The sequence below is a fragment of the Coleofasciculus sp. G3-WIS-01 genome (assembly GCF_040223135.1).
Lineage (GTDB): Bacteria > Cyanobacteriota > Cyanobacteriia > Cyanobacteriales > Coleofasciculaceae > Coleofasciculus.
This window is the reverse complement of the sequence record NZ_JAVJZI010000254.1, coordinates 1-20,650: the sequence shown is the minus strand read 5'-3', so window position 1 is coordinate 20,650 and position 20,650 is coordinate 1. Positions and strand designations below refer to the sequence as shown.

Here is a 20,650-nt window from a genome sequence, read left to right as displayed (position 1 = left end):
TGCTGCCTGATTAAGGAATCGGGAGTTTAGCAAGTTGGCTTGTCTACTTCAGACAAAACCCTACAAATAAGTTGCCAGATAGTCAAGAGCCTCAATTATTCTCAATAACTGGGTTCATTATCTTTAGGAAATTTTCAAATCTTCTATTTTTTGGCTCGATAGTTCTGTAACAAAATATACTTTTTTCGTCGGTGGGTCTTTAAGAATTATGGCGGTAGATCCCTAGCCAAGAGTTTTTGCCATCAAGACTTTGGTCAACCGGTCAGAGGTTTGGCATCCTGAGTTGACCTTTTTGTGCTTAGAGAGCTAACCGTTGTTTTGATTTTGCCTAATCTTGTTGATTTGACGATAATTAAGACTTGAATAAACCTGATAATTTACGTCTCTAAAATAAGTTGTTAATTCCTAAAAAAATATTGGGTGTTAAGTTTTGATTTTTAGAATTACAGGTTATTAATATAATGGCTTTAATTGAACCAATTGCTTAAAAATATCATCTGGCTGCCACAGTTTTGGGTTGAGCATCAAGTATTCCCAACAGGATAACACAATGACCACGGTTTTTTAGCTGGTATTCTAAGGTAGTCATATCAGTTTGAGATTCTAAATGACATGAGATCCAGAGCGATCGCGCCAATGTGTTAACCTCCAGAGTACTCTAGTTAGTAGCGATCGCGATAAATATAGGGGACATGAATGAAACTGTTTGTGCCAGGTCGCCTTTGTCTGTTTGGTGAGCATAGCGATTGGGCGGGAGGGTATCGTCGCCTGAATCCTCACCTTGGAAAAGGCTACACCATCATCACAGGAACCAATCAAGGACTCTATGCCAAAGTCAAGCCCCACCCTACCCACTTCATTCTTCACGCTTCCCTGAGTGATGGTACTCGTCCAGACGCGATTCAGTTGCCCATGGAACGCCCTGTTCTCCTGGCTGAAGCACAAAAGGGAGAGTTTTGGAGTTATGCGGCTGGCGTTGCTTATCATTTTCTCACCTACTTCCAAGTTGGTGGCATAGAAATCGATAACTATCAAACCGATTTACCCATTCAGAAAGGGTTATCCTCCAGTGCAGCCGTTTGTGTTTTAGTCGCACGCGCTTTTAATCACTTGTATGACTTGAAGATGACTCGGCGAGGCGAAATGGAATACGCTTATCTGGGCGAGACAAGCACACCCTCTCGCTGCGGACGTATGGATCAAGCCTGCGCTTATGGAAATCAACCAATTGCCATGATTTTTGATGGCGCATCGACAGATATTATCGAGCTAAACGTTCCCAAGGATTTGTTTTTTGTCATTGTTGATCTCGGTGCGAGTAAAAATACCCAGGAAATTCTCAGTCGTCTGAATCAGTGTTATCCCTTTGGTACTGATAACGTGCAGAAGAATGTCCAGCACTATCTTGGCACTATTAGTTATCAAATTACTCAAGAAGCCGTTGAAGCATTACAAGTTGGCGATGCGCTAAAGCTGGGTCAGTTGATGACCAAGGCACAAGCTGAATTTGACCGCTATCTCATCCCCGCTTGTTCCCAACAATTGACCGCTCCGGTTTTGCATCAACTGCTCAATTATGAGCCGATTCAACCTTATATTTTAGGGGGCAAGGGTGTAGGTTCTCAAGGCGATGGCACTGCCCAATTTATTGTCAAAGATAAAACCAGTCAACAAAAAGTTATCCGAATTATTCAGCGAGACTTTCCCCAAATGCATCCCTTGACGTTAACCATTCATACTAACCTTTAATAGTTTTGAGTTTTAAATTTTAAGTTTAGAGAGTATTGGGGTGAATTTATATGCTTTCACACCAGCGATTGATGATAACGTTACCTCAAACCCATTCTTTCCGAATGTAGGGGCAGGTTTCACTACTATCATTTCCTTGGTACACAGATGTGACTAAACCCGTCCCGACTTGATCCTTCGCTTCGCTAGTGACTCCCTTTTGCCACGGCGATTAAAATCGCTTCTACACAAACAAAGTCCGCTTGACAAGGACTGAGTTATAAGGGGGGAGTGGCTAACCCGAATTTGGCGGGAGCATGTCACTTTTGTAGTGGCGTGGCACACCTTATTTGGTGGATTAGAATTGTAGGGGCGCACGGCGTGCGCCCGGTTTAAACGTCAAATCTATTCCACAATTTTAGCTGTGTAAGTCCAGTAGGTTGGGTTGAGGAACGAAACCCAACAAGCGCGGGTTAGCTTTGATATCGTGTGCTTTCCCTGACATGCCCCCAATTTGGTTTCTTTGCATAGGTCTTCATTCTATGTCAAAGTAAAGAAAAGTTAGAATAGGGAGAACTATTCCGACTATGAAAAAAATGTAAAAAATTACAACAAAACTAATAGAACTATGTCGATTATAACTCGGTTAACCCACCTACCCCGCGTCCGAATACTCATCTTAGTGTTACTGACTTTTGCTTTAACCTTGGGGTTAACAGTCAAATTACCAGTCAAGGTACAAGCACAGTCTGAACCTCCCCCACTTAGCAGCCTGATTCCTGATGAATGGGAAGTTGTACAGGCGACTGATTTACGAGATACTCTTATTGCCATTAATCGAGAGGCTGGAGGAACAAGATGCGGTTGTCTCTCACTTTCCCAAGCTGCTCCTATAACCTTAGTTCCACTATCTGGAATCGGTAAAACAGTAGCTGAGTATCCAACTATCTTTTGGTTTATACCAAAGACAAACGCTTGGGGAATTAAATTTGTGCTATATGATGCCAATGATAAAGAAGTTTACTCCACTCAGTATAAATTTGCTCATTATACGCAAAAAAATTCCTATGGTCATGAATTTGAAATAGTCGAAGGCACTCCCGGTATCATCAGCTTAACGCTTCCTGGCTTAGCTACCCGTCCCCCACTGCTTACTCCCCTAAAGATTGGTCAAAAATATCGTTGGCAGTTACGGATAATATGTAATCCGAATGAGTCCTCAGGTGATAGTTATATAGATGGAGGCATTGAACGAGTCCAATTTAATCCCCTAGATGAACGTTTTCTCGCCCAGGCGACTCTGGAAGAACGTTTGGCTTTCTACGCCAAAGAGCGAATTTGGTACGAGACTGTAGGTACTTTAATAGAACTACTGCGTGAACGTCCCGATGATCAAGATGTAACCAATGCCTGGAACAAATTGCTTAAGTCAGTCGGCTTAGAGTATACTTTTCTATCCGCACATAAATAGCCTAGAACTAAAGTTCTGGCTAAAAGCTAAAACCCGTTAAAACGGGTTCAAAGACTTACCTTGTCAGCTAAAATTAAGTTTGTTATACGAGGATCGCGATATAGCGCGTCTATTATTTGATATTATGTCCGGTCAAACACCCCTAATGAAAACCCATGAAACCCTTGTTATTAAATCATTGCAATTATGGGCAATCGTCAGGACATGATATGAGTTGTACAAATGATTTAGACGCACTGTATTTATCCGAAGTCAGTTCTATTCCATGTAAACAAGATGGATTAGAATTGTAGGGGCGCACCGACGTGCGCCCTTGATTAGACGTGCGCTTTTTATTAGACGTGCGCTTTTTATTACGCGATCGCTCTTTTTTTTAAGGTAGTATGATCACTGTTTACTTGCATGTTCCAACGAGGAAACTTTTATTTAGTCAGCTTTAGCTGACTTTCGCTTTTAGCCAGGGATTTGAATCCCTGGTGATAATCTACCCTTTGGGAACGCTGCGCGAACGCTCTCCCCACAATGGCGGACTGACACAGCTAAAATTATGGCATAGATTTTACGATTAAATCGGGCGCACGTCGGTGCGCCCCTACAATTATAATCCACCAAATTATCTGTGCCACGCCACTACCATTTTCTTTGTTGAAAGTAGTCAAAATGTGAGTTAAAATCTAATGAAATTATTATCTAGAACACCGATTCAATAATCCCTGGTTTAAATTGGGCATTTTTGTGACGGTTAATTTGACTGAACCGATGCTCTATGACTCTTCTGACAACTGCTCTAATTCTCGCAACGCCTGTTGACCCGCACCAACGGCTAATCCCATCACACCGCCAATAGTGGCATATTGATACATGGCATTAGGTCGCTGATCTGCATGATTAATTTCAGCCACCCCGATGCCTAATATCACACCAGCAACGCCAGTGATAACGCTGGAAAAAATAACTCGCTTAATATTCATAGATTTCCCCTAACCTCAAAACTGTAGTCATCTGGGTTCGATATAAAATACTGAAACACCAAAATTGAGTAATTTTACAGTCGATCTAGATTATGAGAAAATTAAGTTTCAGTCTTCCAGGGAACCCAGTTGTCCTCTACTTTTACGTTTATCAAAGCTTAGGGAAACTGGGGTTCTCAAGTCAATTTTTGCAACAAAATTATGGCTTTGTTAACATTGCCTCACGTTTGTTCATAGTTTTTGATTAATTCTGATTGATCACGTTAATGAATACTACCGAATTGTTACTTCAGGTTTCGGCTCAAGCTCCTTCGTCTCTGATGTCTTCTGGTTCTTCCCATTGGAATTAAACAAGCGATCGCTCCCCGACTTGATCACAATATAGAGAATGGGAACCACAAACAGACTCAGGAACGTGGCGACAAACATTCCACCGAAAACAGCCGTCCCTAGCGATTGACGACTTCCTGATCCGGCACCTGTCGCGATCACAAGTGGGAAAATCCCAAACAACGTAGAAATCGCCGTCATTAAAATCGGTCGCAAACGCTGCTGCGCCGCCTCAATCGCGGCTTTCCTCAGCGTCATCCCTTGCTCTCGAAGCTGATTGGCAAATTCCACAATCAGAATCGAGTTCTTACTTGCCAAACCAATCAGCATCACCAACCCAATCTGACAGTACACATCATTAGGCAAACCCCGCAAAGATTGAGCCATGAGCGCCCCCAGAATAGCCAAAGGAACCGCCAATAGAATAATAATCGGGTCGATATAGCTTTCGTATTGAGCCGCCAACACTAAGAAAACAAAGACCAAGCCAAAGCCAAAAATAATCGTGGCTTGACCCCCCGACTGGATTTCCTCCAGAGATAAACCGGACCATTCATAGCCTAATCCCGGCGGTAATACCTGGGCGGCGACTTGTTCCATGGCTTGAATCGCGTCTCCAGAACTGACTCCCGGCGCGGCTGAACCATTAATTTCAATTGACCGGAACAAGTTATAGTGATTAATGGTTTGCGCCCCTGTCGTCGGGGTAACGGTAACCAAATTCCCCAAAGGAATCATCTCATCTCGTTCTGAACGCACATACAGTTGATTAATATCCTCAGGATTTGAGCGGAACTGGGCGTCAGCTTGGACATAAACCCGATAGGTGCGCCGTTCCAGAGTAAAGTCATTCACATAGCGCGAACCCAAATACGTCTGCAACGTCTCAAAGATATCATCAATATCCACCTCCAACGCCTTCGCCCGATCGCGGTTTACCTCAATCTGTAACTGAGGTGTATTGGCTGCATAAGTACTAAACACCGCCTGCAACTGGGGATTCTGATTGCCAGCACCCAGTAATTTCCCCATATTTTCAATCAACGAATCCAAGCTAAAATTACCTCGGCGGTCTTGCAGTTGAAATTGGAACCCGCCGAAACTACCCAATCCGCGAATAGAGGGTGGATTCACAGCAAATACCCTGGCTTCTTTAATCCCAAACAAAGCACCACGGACTTTATTAATAATTGCTTCTGCTGACTGAGACGGATCAGTCCGTTCTGACCAAGGTTTCAACGTCGTAAAAACGATCGCGCTATTCGCCGTATTGCCACTAAACCCAAAACCCCCCACCGCAAACGTAGCCCGCACTTCATCCAAGGGTAAAATAATATTTTCAATCTGCTCAATCACATCATGGGTGTAGTTGAGTGACGAACCCTCTGGTCCTTGGACAATGGTCATAAAATAGCCTTGGTCTTCATCCGGGAGAAACGCCGACGGGACACTTTCGTAAACCCACACCGTTAATGCCAATAAACCAATAAACGCCACAATCACCAGAGTTTTCACGCGAGTCAGGATAATCAGAAATCTCCGATATCGCTGCTGCATTCCCTCTAGGAACCAATTAAATCCATCAAAAAAGTGACCCCAAAACCCGGTCGCCTCTGGCTTTTGCCGCAAGATTAAGCCAGAAAGGGTTGGCGTCAACGTCAGCGCCATAAACGTGGAAACCGCAATTGAAAACGCGATGGTTAAGGCAAATTGTCGATATAAAGCCCCCGTTGTTCCTGGAAAGAATGCCACCGGAATAAATACCGCCATTAACACTAATGACGTGGCAATTACCGCCCCCACCAATTCCCGCATGGAAATAATCGCCGCTTGCCGAGATTTTATCCCCCCCCGTTGAATCTTTGTGGTGATATCTTCGACCACCACAATCGCATCATCCACCACCATCCCCGTGGCTAGGGTCAAACCAAATAGGGTCAAACTGTTTATCGAAAAATCAAAAATCTTGACAAAGGCAAACGTGCCAATGAGAGACACAGGAATCGTAATCGCTGGAATAATTGTGGTGCGCCAATCCTGTAAGAAAACAAAGATAACCAAAACCACCAATCCCACCGCTTGTAGCAGGGTAAACACCACTTCCGAGAGCGACTGATTAACAAAATCTGTGGTGTCAAAGCCAATATCATAGGTCATCCCTGGTGGGAAATCCGCCGCCAGTTTCACCATTTCTGCTTTAACGGCTTTCGCCACATCCAGGGCGTTACTTCCGGGAACGGTAATAATCCCTAACCCGACGGCTTCATTTGCTCGAAATCTCAAGAACGTGCCATAATTTTGCGCCCCCAATTCCACGCGCCCCACGTCTTTGAGTTTAATCAGGGTGCCATCTTCATCTGTGGCTAAAATCAGTTCCTCAAAGTCCGAAACCTTTTGCAGGCGGCTAATTGCCCGCAGGTCAATTTGATATTGCTGTCCCTCTGGCGCTGGGGGTTGACCGATGCGCCCTGCGCCTACCTGGAGATTTTGTTCCCGCAGTGCATCAACGACATCTTGAGCCGTCAGGTTACGACTCGCAAGGCGTTGCGGGTCTAGCCAAAGCCTCATCGCATAAGTACGTTCGCCAAAAATTCGCACATTTCCTACCCCATTAACCCGTTTTAGGGCGTCTACGAGATAAAGGTCAGCGTAGTTACTTAAAAAGAGGTTATCGTACTCGCCATTTTCTGAGTACAGACCAAATCCCATCAGGAAGTTATTAGATTCCTTATTTACCGTGACCCCGGTTTGGAGTACGGATTCTGGCAATTGGGGTTCAGCTAAAGACACGCGATTTTGGACATCAACCGCTGCGATATCCTGATCCTTATTTGCTTCAAAGGTGATATTGATTGAACTGGTGCCATCATTGCTACTGCTTGATGTCATGTAGCGCATCCCATCGACACCGTTAATTGCCCGTTCCAAGATAGTCGTCACCGCATTTTCCACGGTTTGAGCATCGGCACCGTTATAGTTGGCTTGGACACTGACTTGTTTGGGACTAATATCGGGATATTGGGCAACGGGAAGGGTAGGAATACTAATTGCTCCGATTAGTAAGATGATCAGGGAGCAAACAGTGGTAAAGACAGGTCGTTTAATAAAAAATTCGACAAACATTTAAATGGTTAGAAACAATTAAAGTTAACGGTGGGGAGCGTCATTGGTCATTGGTCATTTGTGGTTAGGTTTGTAGGGGTGAATATATGGGGGACTATCTGTTGTCACTGTCACATCAATGCTTCTTCCCAAATGCTTCACCCAAACAGCATTTGGGGGACTATCTGTTGTCACTGTCACATCAATGCTTCTTCCCAAATGCTTCACCCAAACCCGAGAACCCAAAAATAAGGAATAGTTACGAAACACAAAGGACGAATGACAAATGACAAATAACTAAGAATCTGGAATAATCGCAGCGCCATCGGATAAATTGAGGATACCTGAGACAACTATTCTATCTCCGGGTTCAATACCTTCAAGGACTTGGTATTGATTCCCTTGAATATTACCCAATGTCACGGGTCTTTGCTGGGCGATGAGTTCAGGGGCGCCCGGTTTGGCTTCCTCTGGGGGTTGGGCGACAAAGACAAAGGGTTTCCCAGCTAGACGAGATACGGCATTGACGGGAATTAACACACCGGGGCGTTTTTCCCAGATGACTCGTGCATCCACTTTCTGCTGATCGTACAGGCGACCATTTGGATTAGAAAAGGTGGCTTTTGTCAAGAGGGTTTGGGAATCTCTATTCACTTGCGGTGAAATAAAGCTAATCCGCCCGGTAGCAATGGGGGGTTCGGTGGCTGGGGTGCCTTGGTTTCGCAGTTCAACGGGGAGTCCCTGGCGCACCCTCTGGCTTTGCTGTTCGTCAATGGGGATTTCTACATCTAAGGTTTGGTTTTGAGTAATGGTGGTTAGGGTATCACCCACATTTACATAGTCTCCCACTTTGACGGAAATATCCCCAACGACTCCATCAATCGGGGCGACAACGCGATTAAATCGCAACTCCTCTTGCCTAACTTCCACATCCGCCCTCGCACTAGAGAGGTTGGCGGCGACTCTGGCTTCCGTGGCTTGGGCGGCTTGGACTCGTTGTTGTGCCACATTCAGGGCTTCCTTAGAGGCGGCTAAGGCTTGGGCTGCGGCGTCACGGGCGGCGATGGATTGATTGCGATCGCGTGTTTTATCATCTAGTTCTTGTCTAGGTTGAACCCCTTGAGATACTAACTGTTCTGCCCGTTGATAGTTTACCCGCGCCAGTTCTAATTCTGCTTCTCGACTTTGCACTTCAGCCGCTTGACGCCCCACTTCCGCTTTGAGACGAGCAATATCGGCTTGAGCGGCTCTAACTTCGGCTTGTGCATTATTCAGGGTAGCCGTTTGGGCACTCACATCTGCGATCGCACTTCTGAGTTCGGCTTCACTCCGTTCCGGCTTCAGTTGTAAAATTAAAGCGCCAGCTTCTACGCGATCGCCTGATGCAGCCACAATTCGGGTAATTCTACCAGCAGCTTCAGGTCGTAATTCAACCTTTTGTTTTGCCTCTAAGGTACCCACAAACTGAGAACTTTCTTCCAGCGTACTCGGTTGCACCTGTTCCAGTTTCACGGGGACACCCTGAGGTTGCTGGGCGGCTGGGGGTGAGTTGTTTTGCCGTAAAAAATGCCAAGCCGCCCAACCACCACCACCAAACACTAAAACGGTGAATAACAATCCCAGCCATAATTTTGGTGTGGGTGACGATTTTCCCATGGGTTGGTCGGCTTCAGAGATAATGGAATCCGAGGATTCCCACGCTTGGTTGGAAGGGTCAGGGATAGATGTTTGGGAGTCGGAGGATGCCATAGTTGTGTTTTGATGATGGAAATTCTGATTTGACGCAGATGCCGCCAGCCCGGAGGGGTAAACCTGTCCTCACTTTTTTATATTACTTAAGACTTGAACAAAATATATCCTCCAGTCGGGTGTATCAAGCTCTTGAAGCTGGGGAAGGGGTGTAGAGACGTGCCATGGCACGTCTGGAGATAGTAGCTGTTGGCGTTATTTCTGCCTTCTTGCACTAGAACCCATCAACCTTAAAAAGACGATAAAAGGCAATAACAATAACCAAGGGATTGCAAGATCTATCTTCCGCTAGATAGCTATCTCTGGAAAATACCCCTTACGATAAGCATCATCTTGAAATAATCCTTACTTCACCCTAAGGGGGTCAATTAAATGGCTGCTCCCATTGAATTTGCTTTATTTGCTCCTTACAACGAAGGAGTATCATTGATTGGCTCTTTCTCAAATTGGGAAGACATTCCCATGGAGAAAGATGAGCAGGGCTATTTTCGCACATCTGTTGAACTTGAAGATGGTATTTATAAGTACAAATTCCGGGTTCAATCCAAATCTTGGTTTTTTGAACCTGATCAATGGGTAGAGGTCAATGATCCCTACGCTACCGATATTGAAGATCCGACTCAGAATTGCGTCGTGCGGATCAAAGATGGAAAACAAATTGTCGATACTTACGTTTGGATGCATGATGATAAACCATTACCTCCTGACCATGAATTAGTCATCTATGAAATGCATGTCGGTGACTTTTCCGGTGGCGAAGATGATCCTTATCCACGGGGGAATTACCAGCATGTTATTGAAAAGTTAGATTATCTGGTGGAATTGGGAATTAATGCGATTGAGTTAATGCCTATCAAAGAATATCCCGGTGACTACAGTTGGGGGTACAATCCTCGCTATTTCTTTGCTACTGAGTCTAGCTATGGTTCTACAGATGAATTGAAACATCTGATAGACGAATGTCATGGCAAAGGAATTCGGGTAATCATGGACGGGATTTATAACCACTCAGAATCGGAAAGCCCTCTCACCCAAATTGACCACGATTACTGGTATCATAACTCTCCCCGTGACCCGGATAACAACTGGGGACCCGAATTTAACTACGAACATTACGACGAAAATCTAGAGACTTACCCCGCGCGGAAGTTTATCGGTGATGTAGTTCGGTTCTGGATCACTGAATATCATATTGATGGCATTCGCTACGACGCGGCGCGGCAAATGGCAAACTACGACTTTATGCATTGGATTGTCCAAGAGGCTAAAAAAACGGCAGGGGCAAAACCATTTTACAATATTGCCGAATACATCCCCGACAATCCCAGCATCACCAATGTTGATGGACCCATGGATGGTTGCTGGCATGATAGCTTTTACCACACTGTTAAACCTCACATCTGTGGTGAAAGGTTTGAGTTAGAATCCCTTAAGGATGTGATTGATTGTAAGCGTCAAGGCTACCTAGGAACGACTAATGTTGTAAATTACTTGACCAATCACGATCACGAACGCCTGATGGTTGATTTGGCGAATCAGGAAATCTTTGATGAAGAAGCCTTCAAACGGCTCAAGTTAGGAGCTGTTTTTTTAATGACAGCAGTTGGTATTCCTTTGCTGTGGATGGGTGAAGAGTTTGGGGAATATCAACCGAAATCTATCGAATCCAGAAAGATTGATTGGCAACTACTGGGTAATGATCATAATCGCGGGTTGTGGGACTACTATAAGGGGTTAATCGGACTGCGAAAAAACAATAATGCTCTCTATACTGAGAACATTAATTTCTTCTTTGAAGATGCAGATGCCAAAGTTCTAGCGTATGTGCGCTGGAATGATGAAGGCTCCCGTGTTGCTGTCGTTGCCAATTTTTCTGATAATTTCCTCGCTGGATATACTCTTTCCAACTTTCCTGAAAATGGCATTTGGCACGAGTGGACAGGTAACTATGAGGTGGAAGCCAACGATAATAATTTAACCATTGATCTTGGCGGATACGAAGCCAAAGTATTTGTCTGGCAGTAAGGAATCTAATCCGCGATCGCGTCTTTGTCGGGTGGGCATTGCCCACCTTATTTTTATGAATAACATTTAAATTTTTGTCAACATCAAGTAGCAAACCGCAGTTAGCGATCGCCAAAATTCACGCATTCATAACATTCGTAACATTCGTATTCGTAGGGGCGAAGCATTCGCGCCCAGATTTTTCGGTTTGACGGCTAAATTGCCGTCGCGAATGCTTCGCCCGGTCAAACGTCAGACTGAATAGTCTTGAAATATTTTCTCCCAAGCTACATCATTCTTCGTTTTTTCGGTTTCTCCTCGTGAGTTATTCATAATTTTTTACCAAAATTTCATCCACTCTACCTCTTTTACTGGGATTCGAGTTTATCGCTCTAATCGCAGATACTCTAGTTTGGTTGTAGTCACGGTACAAATCGACAATAAAATCCGTGTAAGCATTACTGAGTAAAAATTTACAACCTCGACGGTTCAACTCATCAACTGTTTCTTTTAATCTCCTTTGTTCATCTCGATTAAATTTATTCACATCGTAGCCTGTAAATGAAGCGCTATCAGAAATGGGATCATAAGGTGGATCGAAGTAAATAAAATCTCCTTTATTTGCTCCTTGAACAGCGTCTTTAAAATCTAGATTTAACAGTTCTATTTGGTTGGTGTTCAAATATTGGCTGACCGCTTTTAACACAGCTTCTTCTAAAATATTAGGTTTTTTGTATCTACCAAAAGGCACATTAAACTGACCTTGAGAATTCACTCTAAATAAACCATTGTAACAGGTCTTGTTCAAAAATATAATTCTTGAAGCTCGCTCGACTGAAGTCTTATTTTCAAAACTTTGATCACGATCCCAATCTCTAACCGCATAATAGTAATTTTTTTCATTTTCATGATTATCTAAATCATTAATGAGTTCATCTAACGAGTCTCTGATCACTTTATAACAATTCATCAGTTCGGCATTACAATCATTGATCACAGCTTTTTTGGGTTGCAGGGCAAAAAGGAGCGCTCCTCCACCCACAAAAGGCTCATAGTAGGTATGCCGATTTAGATCGTAATTCTTAGGTAAATGGTTTTCTCGAATTACTGGAACTAGCTGTCTTTTCCCTCCCGCCCACTTTAAGAAAGGTTTTACTAGGTTTTTTGATTTATTTTTTCCCTTATTTGTCGATGCCATTTTTTGCAGTCCACAACCAATAATCTCTAACAGTACATATTGTACCCTAAATGGGCATATTATAATTGTTAATTTAATGAGCTTGAAATACTTTATCAACGAAATATATCTCGCCATAAATCTTTAATTTACACCCCTTGCCAATACTGCCAATTTAATCTACATTCTTCTTCAGCAAATTCTCCAGAAAGGCTAACTTATACTATTGTCCCTATAGTATTGACTTGATTTACTGTTTTAAACTTATCTTCTCTGGAAAGAGAATTTATGCCATAGAAGATAGTTGCCAACAGCCAAGCATCAAGTCTTTTAGCTAAATCGAGCGCCCAGGTGTGTCTCTACACTCAAAACTATTTAACTCAAGGGCGGGTTTTGAGGTAACATTATCATCAATAGCTAGCGCCAAATCAGCCGATCAAAACTATGCCCGAAAAGCTAAGGGTAAAGTCGGGGCGGGTTTAATCGCATTTGGGTAAGCCCAGAAACGATAGTCGTCAAACCCGCCCCTACAGATTCAAAACCCAAAACTCAAAACTCTTAAACTGATGTCTCAACTTCCTCCACTCAATACCGAAACCCTTTGGCAAATCTTGAATGAAGAACTGGATGATGATACCGTAAATCAACTCGTCTGGCACTATTTGGGTTATCGTTATGACCAAAAAACGAACCAATGGAATTGTACCAATGTACCTCCGGAATGGCAACAGGACTATCCGGAACCGCCTAACTTTATCGAGAGTCGTCTCGCCACAGTTAAACTAACTCGTTCGATTCCCAAGGAAAATAAACAGTTATTGAAAGAACAGTTAGGATTTAAAGGCTATAAAATCGGCGAATTTGGTCCGAGACAGACACGTCGAGCCACCGCTGCAAATTGGCTGTTAAGTTACATGAAAGATACGGGATTGAGCCAAGAGTGAATTTACTGAGCACGAATAGCATCACCAGCTTAATATTAACCAACCTTGGGCAATGGTTTAGCGATCGCATCCTCCTGAATGTTCCCGTCAGCGAGGGTGAGGGGAATGTAGCAGAACTTGTCAGTTTCCTGATTATTCTGTTATTAGTCGCCACAGGAGTGGCTTTGATTTCGCGCCGATTCCGTATCCCTTACATTACGGGCTTAGTGTTAGCCGGATTAGCGATTACGGAACTCTTACCCAGTCGCGTCGGGTTGGATTCGGCGCTGATTTTTAATCTCTTTTTACCGATTCTCCTGTTTGAAGCCGCAATTAATACCGATATTTCTCGCCTCCGCAGCACGATTAAACCCATTGTTTTTCTCGCCGGACCTGGTGTTTTACTCTGTGCGGGGATTACCTCAGTTTTATTGAAATTTGAGTTAGGTATAGATTGGATACCCGCTGCACTGGTAGGTGTAATTTTATCCATTACCGATACTGCTTTAGTCATTGCTGTCTTTAAAGAGGTTTCGGTTCCCCACCGATTGGTTACTCTAGTTGAGGGAGAAAGCCTGCTCAACGATGATGTCGCGTTAGTCTTATTTAGTCTAATTTTGACAATTCATGAAACGGGAGCATTATCGGCGCTGGATGTCGTTCAAGAATTTTTATTCGTACTCATTGGTGGTGCTTTAGTTGGCGCGGCGTTGGGATATCTGAGTATTGGGTTATTGAGCAAAACTGAAGATCCCTTGGGGGGAATTTTACTCACCGTGGCTCTGGCTTTAGGCGCATTCCAAACGGGACAGGTTTTGCATGTGTCGGGTGTAGTTGCTGTGGTAATAGCGGGACTCATTGTGGGCAACTTTGAACATTCACAGGTGACATCCGCCTCGAATCAAGTTACTTTATTTAGCTTCTGGGAATATGCCGGATTTGGCGTTAATACGTTTATTTTCTTACTGATTGGCTTAGAGATAAACGTAATTACCCTGTGGCAAACTTTACCCGCTGTTTTTTTAGCCTTAATTGCTTATCAAGTTGGGCGAATGTTGACTGTTTATCCCTTGCTATCCTGGGTGCGTTTTTTTGATAAACCAATTCCAGTACGTTGGCGACATATCCTCTTTGCCGGTAATATTAAAGGCTCACTCTCCACCGCCCTAGCCTTGAGTCTACCTGCTGATTTGCCGGGACGAGAAACTCTGATTGCGATCGTTTTAGGCATTGTTTTAATTTCTTTGGTGGGACAGGGGCTAAGTTTACGTTGGGTGGTACGGCGTTTGAAGTTATCTTATCGTTCAGAATCCTATCAGCAAATTGAAGAATTGCAAGCTCAATTGATGACGGCTAAAGCGGCACAAGATGAATTAGACAGTCTCCTGAAAACTGGGGTATTACCGAAATCGATTTATGAAGAAATGCGAGCCTCCTATCAACTGCGAGTCGCCACGGCTGATAGAACCTTGCGGGAAATCTATAATCAGCGTTCAGAAGACTCACCAGAAAATCGGCGCGATCGCACGAAATTAGAAGCGATTCGTCGGCAATTACTCTTAGCAGAAAAAGGAGCGTTAACAGACGCCCTGCGGAAGCGGATTCTATCGGAAGCTGTGGTGCAAGAGCGGATTAAAAAGATTGATGAGCAGTTGTTAAAGCTAGAAGATGATTAGTGCAGCACGAAACTGTAGGGGCGGGTTTAGAGGCAAACGTAATACATCTAACGGATAACTGTACAACAAAACCCGCCCTTATCCTGGTTAATAATTGCCTCTCGCGGATTCAATGACCGGCATTCAACAGGGTTTCAGCGGTGAGGTTCAGTTCGGGAAACGTAGGTGAGACAATTTGACTATCTCCCTGAAATATGCCCACCTCCTGGTAAACTTGATCCTGTAGGGTTAGCACGACCGCGCATTCAACTTGAGGGTCTACAATCCAATATTCAGGAATACCCAAATCTTCGTACTGTCGCCGCTTGGCAATGTAGTCGCGATCGCGCTGGAGTTCACCCGGACTCACGACTTCAATGACAAGCAGTGGGGGAAGCATAGATAGCCGGATTGTATTGCGGCGCTGTAGTTGTGCAATATGTTCTTCTCGAATAATTGTTAAGTCTGGATAGCGATTTCTGGGTTCTCCGCGCACTTCCAGTTCTAATCCTTGACTTCTCACGCGCAAGTAACCAACGAGGGGAACAAACTGTAAGAGTAAAAAGGTGGCAATGCTAACGTTTTCTCCGGATTCGGGTGGCACTTCGATCAGCTTTCCGTTGTACAATTCATAGAACTTGTCTGTCCCGTCATTATAGGACAAATAGTCGTCAAAGCTGGAAAATCTGAGTTGGGCTTGAGTCATATCATGTCCGGTGGAATACTTACACTATCGGTGGAGACAAGGCAGAAGGCTTTCAGAAGGCAGAGGGCAGAGGGCTCCAAGGGAAGGAGGAAGGTTGCAAGGTACAAGGGAATAATAACTGTTTGGGCGGACATGATATCATTCCCCATTCTATTCGAGCGGCGCAAGTTTAGAACCAACCCCTAAAAAATTGATGACTTGGTGCAACAGTTCCGCTTTTGTCACCACAAGTATCGTTGATCCTTGTTCGAGCACCGTATTACCATTGGGAATCACTAAATCTGCATGGGGATGAGGTTGATAGCCAATAATTAAAGAACCGACAGGAAACCGAGAATCCTGAATCACTTGAGTCACAGTACGCCCCGTTACATCCGACTCTCCAGGTATCCCAAGTTTAAATACTTCCACTTGACCCTGTTTATAGTGCATAATCGATTCCACTTCCGGATATTCTATCGCGTTGACCATGCGATTGACAGCTAAGTCAACGGTGCTAATGATATGATGAGCGCCCGCAATGCGTAGAGGCTCTTTAAAATCCCGTTGGCGGATGCGAGTAATAATATGGGGAACACCATAGTGTTTAGCCAGAGTAACCATTGCTAGATTCAAAGCATCATCTCGCAGCACCGCCGCCATTGCATTGGCTTTGCGAATCCCAGCTTCGAGTAGCACTTGGGTAGTGACGGCGCTCCCTTCAAATGCCATAACCCCCACTTGTTCGCGAGCATACCGACAAGCTGTAGGATCTGTATCAATAATCGCGATCGTATGTCCTAATTCTACTAACTGCTGGGCTAAACTCAACCCCACTAATCCCGCGCCGCCGATTAATACGTACATTATTCGTTTGTCATTAGTCCTTTGTCATTTGCTCCCCCTGCTCCCCCATCTTCCAGACGCGCCATGGCGCGTCTCTACACTCTTAGCGGATGACAGAGGCTAACTAAAAATGGTACAACATCTTAGTTTAAATAAACGGGATAATTAAGTGAGGAAGCGGAATGTACATTATCCAGGTTGCCTCTGAATGCGCCCCTGTAATCAAAGCCGGAGGCTTAGGGGATGTGGTATATGGTCTAAGCCGGGAGTTAGAGATTCAGGGACATTGCGTCGAGCTGATTCTGCCCAAATACGACAACATGCGCTATGACCACATCTGGGGACTCCATGATGCTTATATTAATCTATGGGTACCCTGGTATGGTGCAGCGATTCACTGTTCCGTCTATTGTGGTTGGGTGCATGGACGAGTCTGTTTCTTTATCGAACCCCATTCCCAAGATAATTTCTTCAATCGGGGCTGCTACTACGGTTGTGATGACGATAACATGCGGTTTGCTTTCTTTTGTAAAGCCACTTTAGAGTTTCTACTGCAGAGTAATAAACGTCCTGATGTCATCCACTGTCACGATTGGCAGACGGGTTTACTCCCAGTCATGCTCTTTGAGATCTACAAATATCATGGCATGGGGAATCAACGGGTATGCTACACCATTCACAACTTTAAGCACCAAGGAATGGGGGGAAATGAGATTCTTAGGGCAACCGGGTTGAATCAGGAAGCCTATTATTTTCAGGATGATCGCTTGAAAGATAATTTTAATCCCTTTGCCATAAACTTTATGAAAGGCGGTATTGTGTACTCTAATGCCGTTACAACTGTTTCTCCTCATCATGCCTGGGAAGCTCGTTTCACGCCCATAGGATGTGGGTTAGGTCATATCTTACATTTGCATCAGGATAAGTTTACCGGGATTCTCAACGGCATTAACGATGATTTTTGGAATCCGGAACAAGACCGCTATATTCCCTATCCCTACGCCCCAGATACCTTTGAAGACAAAGCGAAAAATAAAAAAGCGTTACGGGAACAGCTACTGCTACAGGATGTCGATAAACCGATTGTGGCATTTATTGGTCGTTTAGATGATCAAAAAGGAGTTCATCTCGTCCATCACGCCATCTACTATTCACTCCACAAGGGCGCTCAATTCGTTTTATTAGGTTCAGCAACAGCGGCGGCAATTAATTCCTGGTTCTGGCACGAGAAATACTACTTAAATGATAATCCTGATGTCCATTTGGAGCTGGGCTTTAATGAAGAATTATCTCATTTGATTTATGCCGGATCAGATTTTATTCTGGTGCCTAGTAATTACGAACCCTGCGGACTGACTCAGATCATTGGCTTAAAGTATGGAACCGTACCAATTGTGCGGAGCGTGGGGGGACTGGTAAATACGGTGTTTGACCGAGATCACGACCCGAATCACCCCATGGAAAAACGCAATGGGTATGTATTCAGTCACACCGATTATTATGCGTTAGAATCCGCGATGGATCGGGCGTTGGGATTGTGGTATGACTATCCTGAAGAGTTCCGTAAATTGGCACTTCAAGGTATGGCGTATGATTACTCCTGGAGTACTTCGGTATCTAAGTATGTGAAAATTTATGAGATGATCCGACATCAATAGGGGTTGCTGAATCAGTGGTGAGGTGAGGGGGAGATGAGGGAGATAGCGGATTGCCAATTAGTCTGGTAAAACTGGGGTGTGGCGATGGATAAATTAAAAGAAAAAGAAAGCGCTATATCACCGATTGAATCGTCTCCAGACATCAAAGAGATGCGTAATATTGATGTTAACTAAAACCCCTCACCCCCAGCCCCTCTCCCGTGCAAAAAAAGCGAAGCATCCTTAGTCCTCCCCCCTCCTCGTAGGGGGGAACGAGGGGGGTTGGGAGAGGGGAGCAAAACAGTAATGGTTCCCCTTCTCCCTTCCCCCCTTTAAAAGGGGGGTTAGGGGGGATGGAGAAGGGGTTAGGGGATGTGAATACTTTGAGTTAGGACAGTTTGAACAAGCGATCGCATCTTGGGACAAAATCATTCAAATCAAACCTGATTACTACAAAGCTTGGTTCAACCGGGGTTTGGCGCTGTTTCAATTAGGAGAACATAAAGAAGCGATCGCCAATTACTATGAACAAGGCAAGTACCAGCGCAATTACCGCCACTATTGGCATAAAGCCGTAACCGAATATCACCAAGCCTTGATTACCCTCACCCCAAACGCTTATCCTGAACAGCATTTAGAGGTTCTCCAAGACTTAATTCGCGTCTTATTGAGCTTAAACCAAGAAACAGAAGCCAAGAAATGGCGCAACCAAGGCTTAAAGGTATTCCAGACGCTATTAAATAGTCAAAAATCCACAGTCCAGAAACGCCAACTCCTAGCTAAATTTATCCCCTTCTCCCAAATGCGGGTCGATGTTTTAGTCGAAGAAGGTGAACCTATCTCGGCATTAAAAGCCGTCGAGATGAATAAGAATCTCTATCTCACCTGGATACTTGATGCCCGAAAGGAAACCACGCTTAGTCCCAATTATCGCCAGATTAAATCCCTCGCTAATTCCACAACCGCGATTGTTTATTGGCATCTGAGTCCAAATGCCCTGACTACATTTATTATTAAACACAATAGCGAAAATCCGATTATTATTGATGCGCCTCTCTCCGCGTCGGGGGAAGTCAGGGGGATTAAACCCTTAGAGGATTGGATTAAAACCTGGGATGAATGTTATCAGGATTATCGGAAGAATCCCCCCCAGCCCCCCGTGCAAAAAAAGCGAAGCATCCCCTGGCTTCCCCCTTTTGAAGGGGGACGGGAGGGGGATCTCCAAAGGGGGGAGCAAGAGCAACGATCCTTTGAAAAGGGGGAGCCAGATTTGGGGAAATCTTGGCAGGATAATTTGCCTAACTTACTCGAAGAATTACAGCATATCCTCAATATTCCCGCCATTTTAACTCAACTGAATCCCGAATCCATCACCAATCCCAGTGCTCACATTCACAATTTAATTCTGATTCCCCACCGCGACTTACACCGCTTTCCTATCCATGCATTATTTCCCGATACCTTCACGATTACCTATCTCCCCAGCGCCCAAAGCAGCAAGAAAAACCATATAAACATCCCTATTATTGGGCGGCGTTTACGATTACAGGCGTTCCACCGGATAACCAACAATCCCCGTAGGGGCGCACCGACGTGCGCTCTTTACCAACCTGCGCCTAATTTAACCGCAAACTAGCGATGGTGCGTTATGCTTCGCTAACGCACCCTACGATTTTGCTTGTTGGCGAGTATCAAAGGCTCGTTGATGAGGATCAGACACTCGTTGATGAGGATCAGACACTCGTTGATGAGCATTAAACACTCGTTGATGAGCATTAAACACTCGTTGATGAGTATCAAACACTCGTTGATGAGTATCAAACACTCGTTGGCGAGTATCAAACACTCGTTGATGAGTATCAAACACTCGTTGATGAGCATTAAACACTCGTTGGCGAGTATTAAACACTCGTTGATGAGTATCAAACACTCGTTGATGAGTATCAAAGGCTCATTCACCATGGGTGGGCGCACATCGGTAAGATGAGGGCGCACATCGGTAAGATGAGGGCGCACATCGGTAAGATGAGGGCGCACATCGGTAAGATGAGGGCGCACGCCGGTAAGATGAGGGCGCACGCCGGTAAGATGAGGGCGCACATCGGTAAGATGAGGGCGCACGCCGGTAAGATGAGGGCGCACATCGGTAAGATGAGGGCGCACATCGGTAAGATGAGGGCGCACATCGGTAAGATGAGGGCGCACATCGGTAAGATGAGGGCGCACATCGGTAAGATGAGGGCGCACATCGGTAAGATGAGGGCGCACGCCGTGCGCCCCTACGGTTCAACGATTCATATTTCCCTATCTCAATGCTGAATAGCCAAATGGGATGAGAGAATAAGATAAGGTGTATGGAGAATGTTACCGAT

General features: G+C 44.7%; 14 protein-coding genes and 1 pseudogene. 7 read left to right on the top strand and 8 right to left on the bottom strand.

The features are described from left to right. The first annotated feature begins 696 nt into the window (after positions 1–696). Positions 697–1,749: a mevalonate kinase family protein gene (locus RIM23_RS27105; protein WP_446371078.1), complete on the top strand. Its 1,053-nt coding sequence runs from the start codon at positions 697–699 to the stop codon at positions 1,747–1,749. A gap of 607 nt (positions 1,750–2,356) precedes the next feature. Further along, complete coding sequence (locus RIM23_RS27100) at positions 2,357–3,199, top strand: DUF928 domain-containing protein (protein ID WP_446371076.1); 843 nt, start codon at positions 2,357–2,359, stop codon at positions 3,197–3,199. A 47-nt stretch (positions 3,200–3,246) separates the two neighbouring features. On the opposite strand, the gene RIM23_RS27095 is transcribed toward RIM23_RS27100, so the two are convergent. The 4 genes from RIM23_RS27095 to RIM23_RS27080 form a co-directional block, all read right to left on the bottom strand. Beyond that, positions 3,247–3,312 (bottom strand): hypothetical protein, encoded by a 66-nt coding sequence (locus RIM23_RS27095; RefSeq protein WP_446371113.1) that lies wholly within the window; start codon positions 3,310–3,312, stop codon positions 3,247–3,249. A 651-nt stretch (positions 3,313–3,963) separates the two neighbouring features. After that, entirely contained in the window at positions 3,964–4,170 is a 207-nt protein-coding gene (locus RIM23_RS27090; RefSeq protein WP_446371074.1) for a hypothetical protein, read from the bottom strand. Positions 4,171–4,443: 273 nt separating this feature from the next. After that, positions 4,444–7,623: an efflux RND transporter permease subunit gene (locus RIM23_RS27085; RefSeq protein WP_446371072.1), complete on the bottom strand. Its 3,180-nt coding sequence runs from the start codon at positions 7,621–7,623 to the stop codon at positions 4,444–4,446. Positions 7,624–7,899: 276 nt separating this feature from the next. After that, the gene (locus RIM23_RS27080) at positions 7,900–9,351 is read right to left on the bottom strand and encodes an efflux RND transporter periplasmic adaptor subunit (RefSeq protein ID WP_446371070.1); all 1,452 of its coding nucleotides are present in this window, start codon (positions 9,349–9,351) and stop codon (positions 7,900–7,902) included. A 372-nt stretch (positions 9,352–9,723) separates the two neighbouring features. Between RIM23_RS27080 and RIM23_RS27075 the strand changes: the two genes are divergently transcribed. Next, the gene (locus tag RIM23_RS27075) at positions 9,724–11,376 is read left to right on the top strand and encodes an alpha-amylase family glycosyl hydrolase (protein ID WP_446371068.1); all 1,653 of its coding nucleotides are present in this window, start codon (positions 9,724–9,726) and stop codon (positions 11,374–11,376) included. 304 nt (positions 11,377–11,680) lie between these two features. Here the strand turns inward: RIM23_RS27075 and RIM23_RS27070 are convergent, their stop codons facing one another. Continuing rightward, on the bottom strand, positions 11,681–12,553 hold the full coding sequence (locus RIM23_RS27070; protein WP_446371066.1) for a DNA adenine methylase: 873 nt from the start codon (positions 12,551–12,553) through the stop codon (positions 11,681–11,683). A gap of 545 nt (positions 12,554–13,098) precedes the next feature. Between RIM23_RS27070 and RIM23_RS27065 the strand changes: the two genes are divergently transcribed. Together RIM23_RS27065 and RIM23_RS27060 are read left to right on the top strand one after the other, a co-directional pair. Next, positions 13,099–13,476, top strand: a complete 378-nt coding sequence (locus RIM23_RS27065) for a DUF1823 family protein (protein WP_446371064.1) — start codon at positions 13,099–13,101, stop codon at positions 13,474–13,476. Between the two features lie 74 nt (positions 13,477–13,550). Further along, positions 13,551–15,131 (top strand): cation:proton antiporter, encoded by a 1,581-nt coding sequence (locus tag RIM23_RS27060; RefSeq protein WP_446359520.1) that lies wholly within the window; start codon positions 13,551–13,553, stop codon positions 15,129–15,131. A 109-nt stretch (positions 15,132–15,240) separates the two neighbouring features. Here the strand turns inward: RIM23_RS27060 and RIM23_RS27055 are convergent, their stop codons facing one another. Beyond that, positions 15,241–15,816, bottom strand: coding sequence for a Uma2 family endonuclease (locus tag RIM23_RS27055; protein WP_446359517.1), 576 nt, complete (start codon positions 15,814–15,816; stop codon positions 15,241–15,243). A gap of 150 nt (positions 15,817–15,966) precedes the next feature. Continuing rightward, on the bottom strand, positions 15,967–16,662 hold the full coding sequence (locus RIM23_RS27050; protein WP_446371062.1) for a potassium channel family protein: 696 nt from the start codon (positions 16,660–16,662) through the stop codon (positions 15,967–15,969). 161 nt (positions 16,663–16,823) lie between these two features. On the opposite strand from RIM23_RS27050, the gene glgA reads away from it, so the two are divergent. Beyond that, the gene (gene glgA, locus RIM23_RS27045) at positions 16,824–18,299 is read left to right on the top strand and encodes a glycogen synthase GlgA (RefSeq protein WP_446371060.1); all 1,476 of its coding nucleotides are present in this window, start codon (positions 16,824–16,826) and stop codon (positions 18,297–18,299) included. A gap of 358 nt (positions 18,300–18,657) precedes the next feature. Beyond that, positions 18,658–19,914: pseudogene (locus RIM23_RS27040) on the top strand (tetratricopeptide repeat protein); the annotation flags it as partial. A 30-nt stretch (positions 19,915–19,944) separates the two neighbouring features. Here RIM23_RS27040 and RIM23_RS27035 read toward each other — a convergent pair. Continuing rightward, entirely contained in the window at positions 19,945–20,208 is a 264-nt protein-coding gene (locus tag RIM23_RS27035; RefSeq protein ID WP_446371058.1) for a hypothetical protein, read from the bottom strand. Positions 20,209–20,650 lie beyond the last annotated feature (442 nt).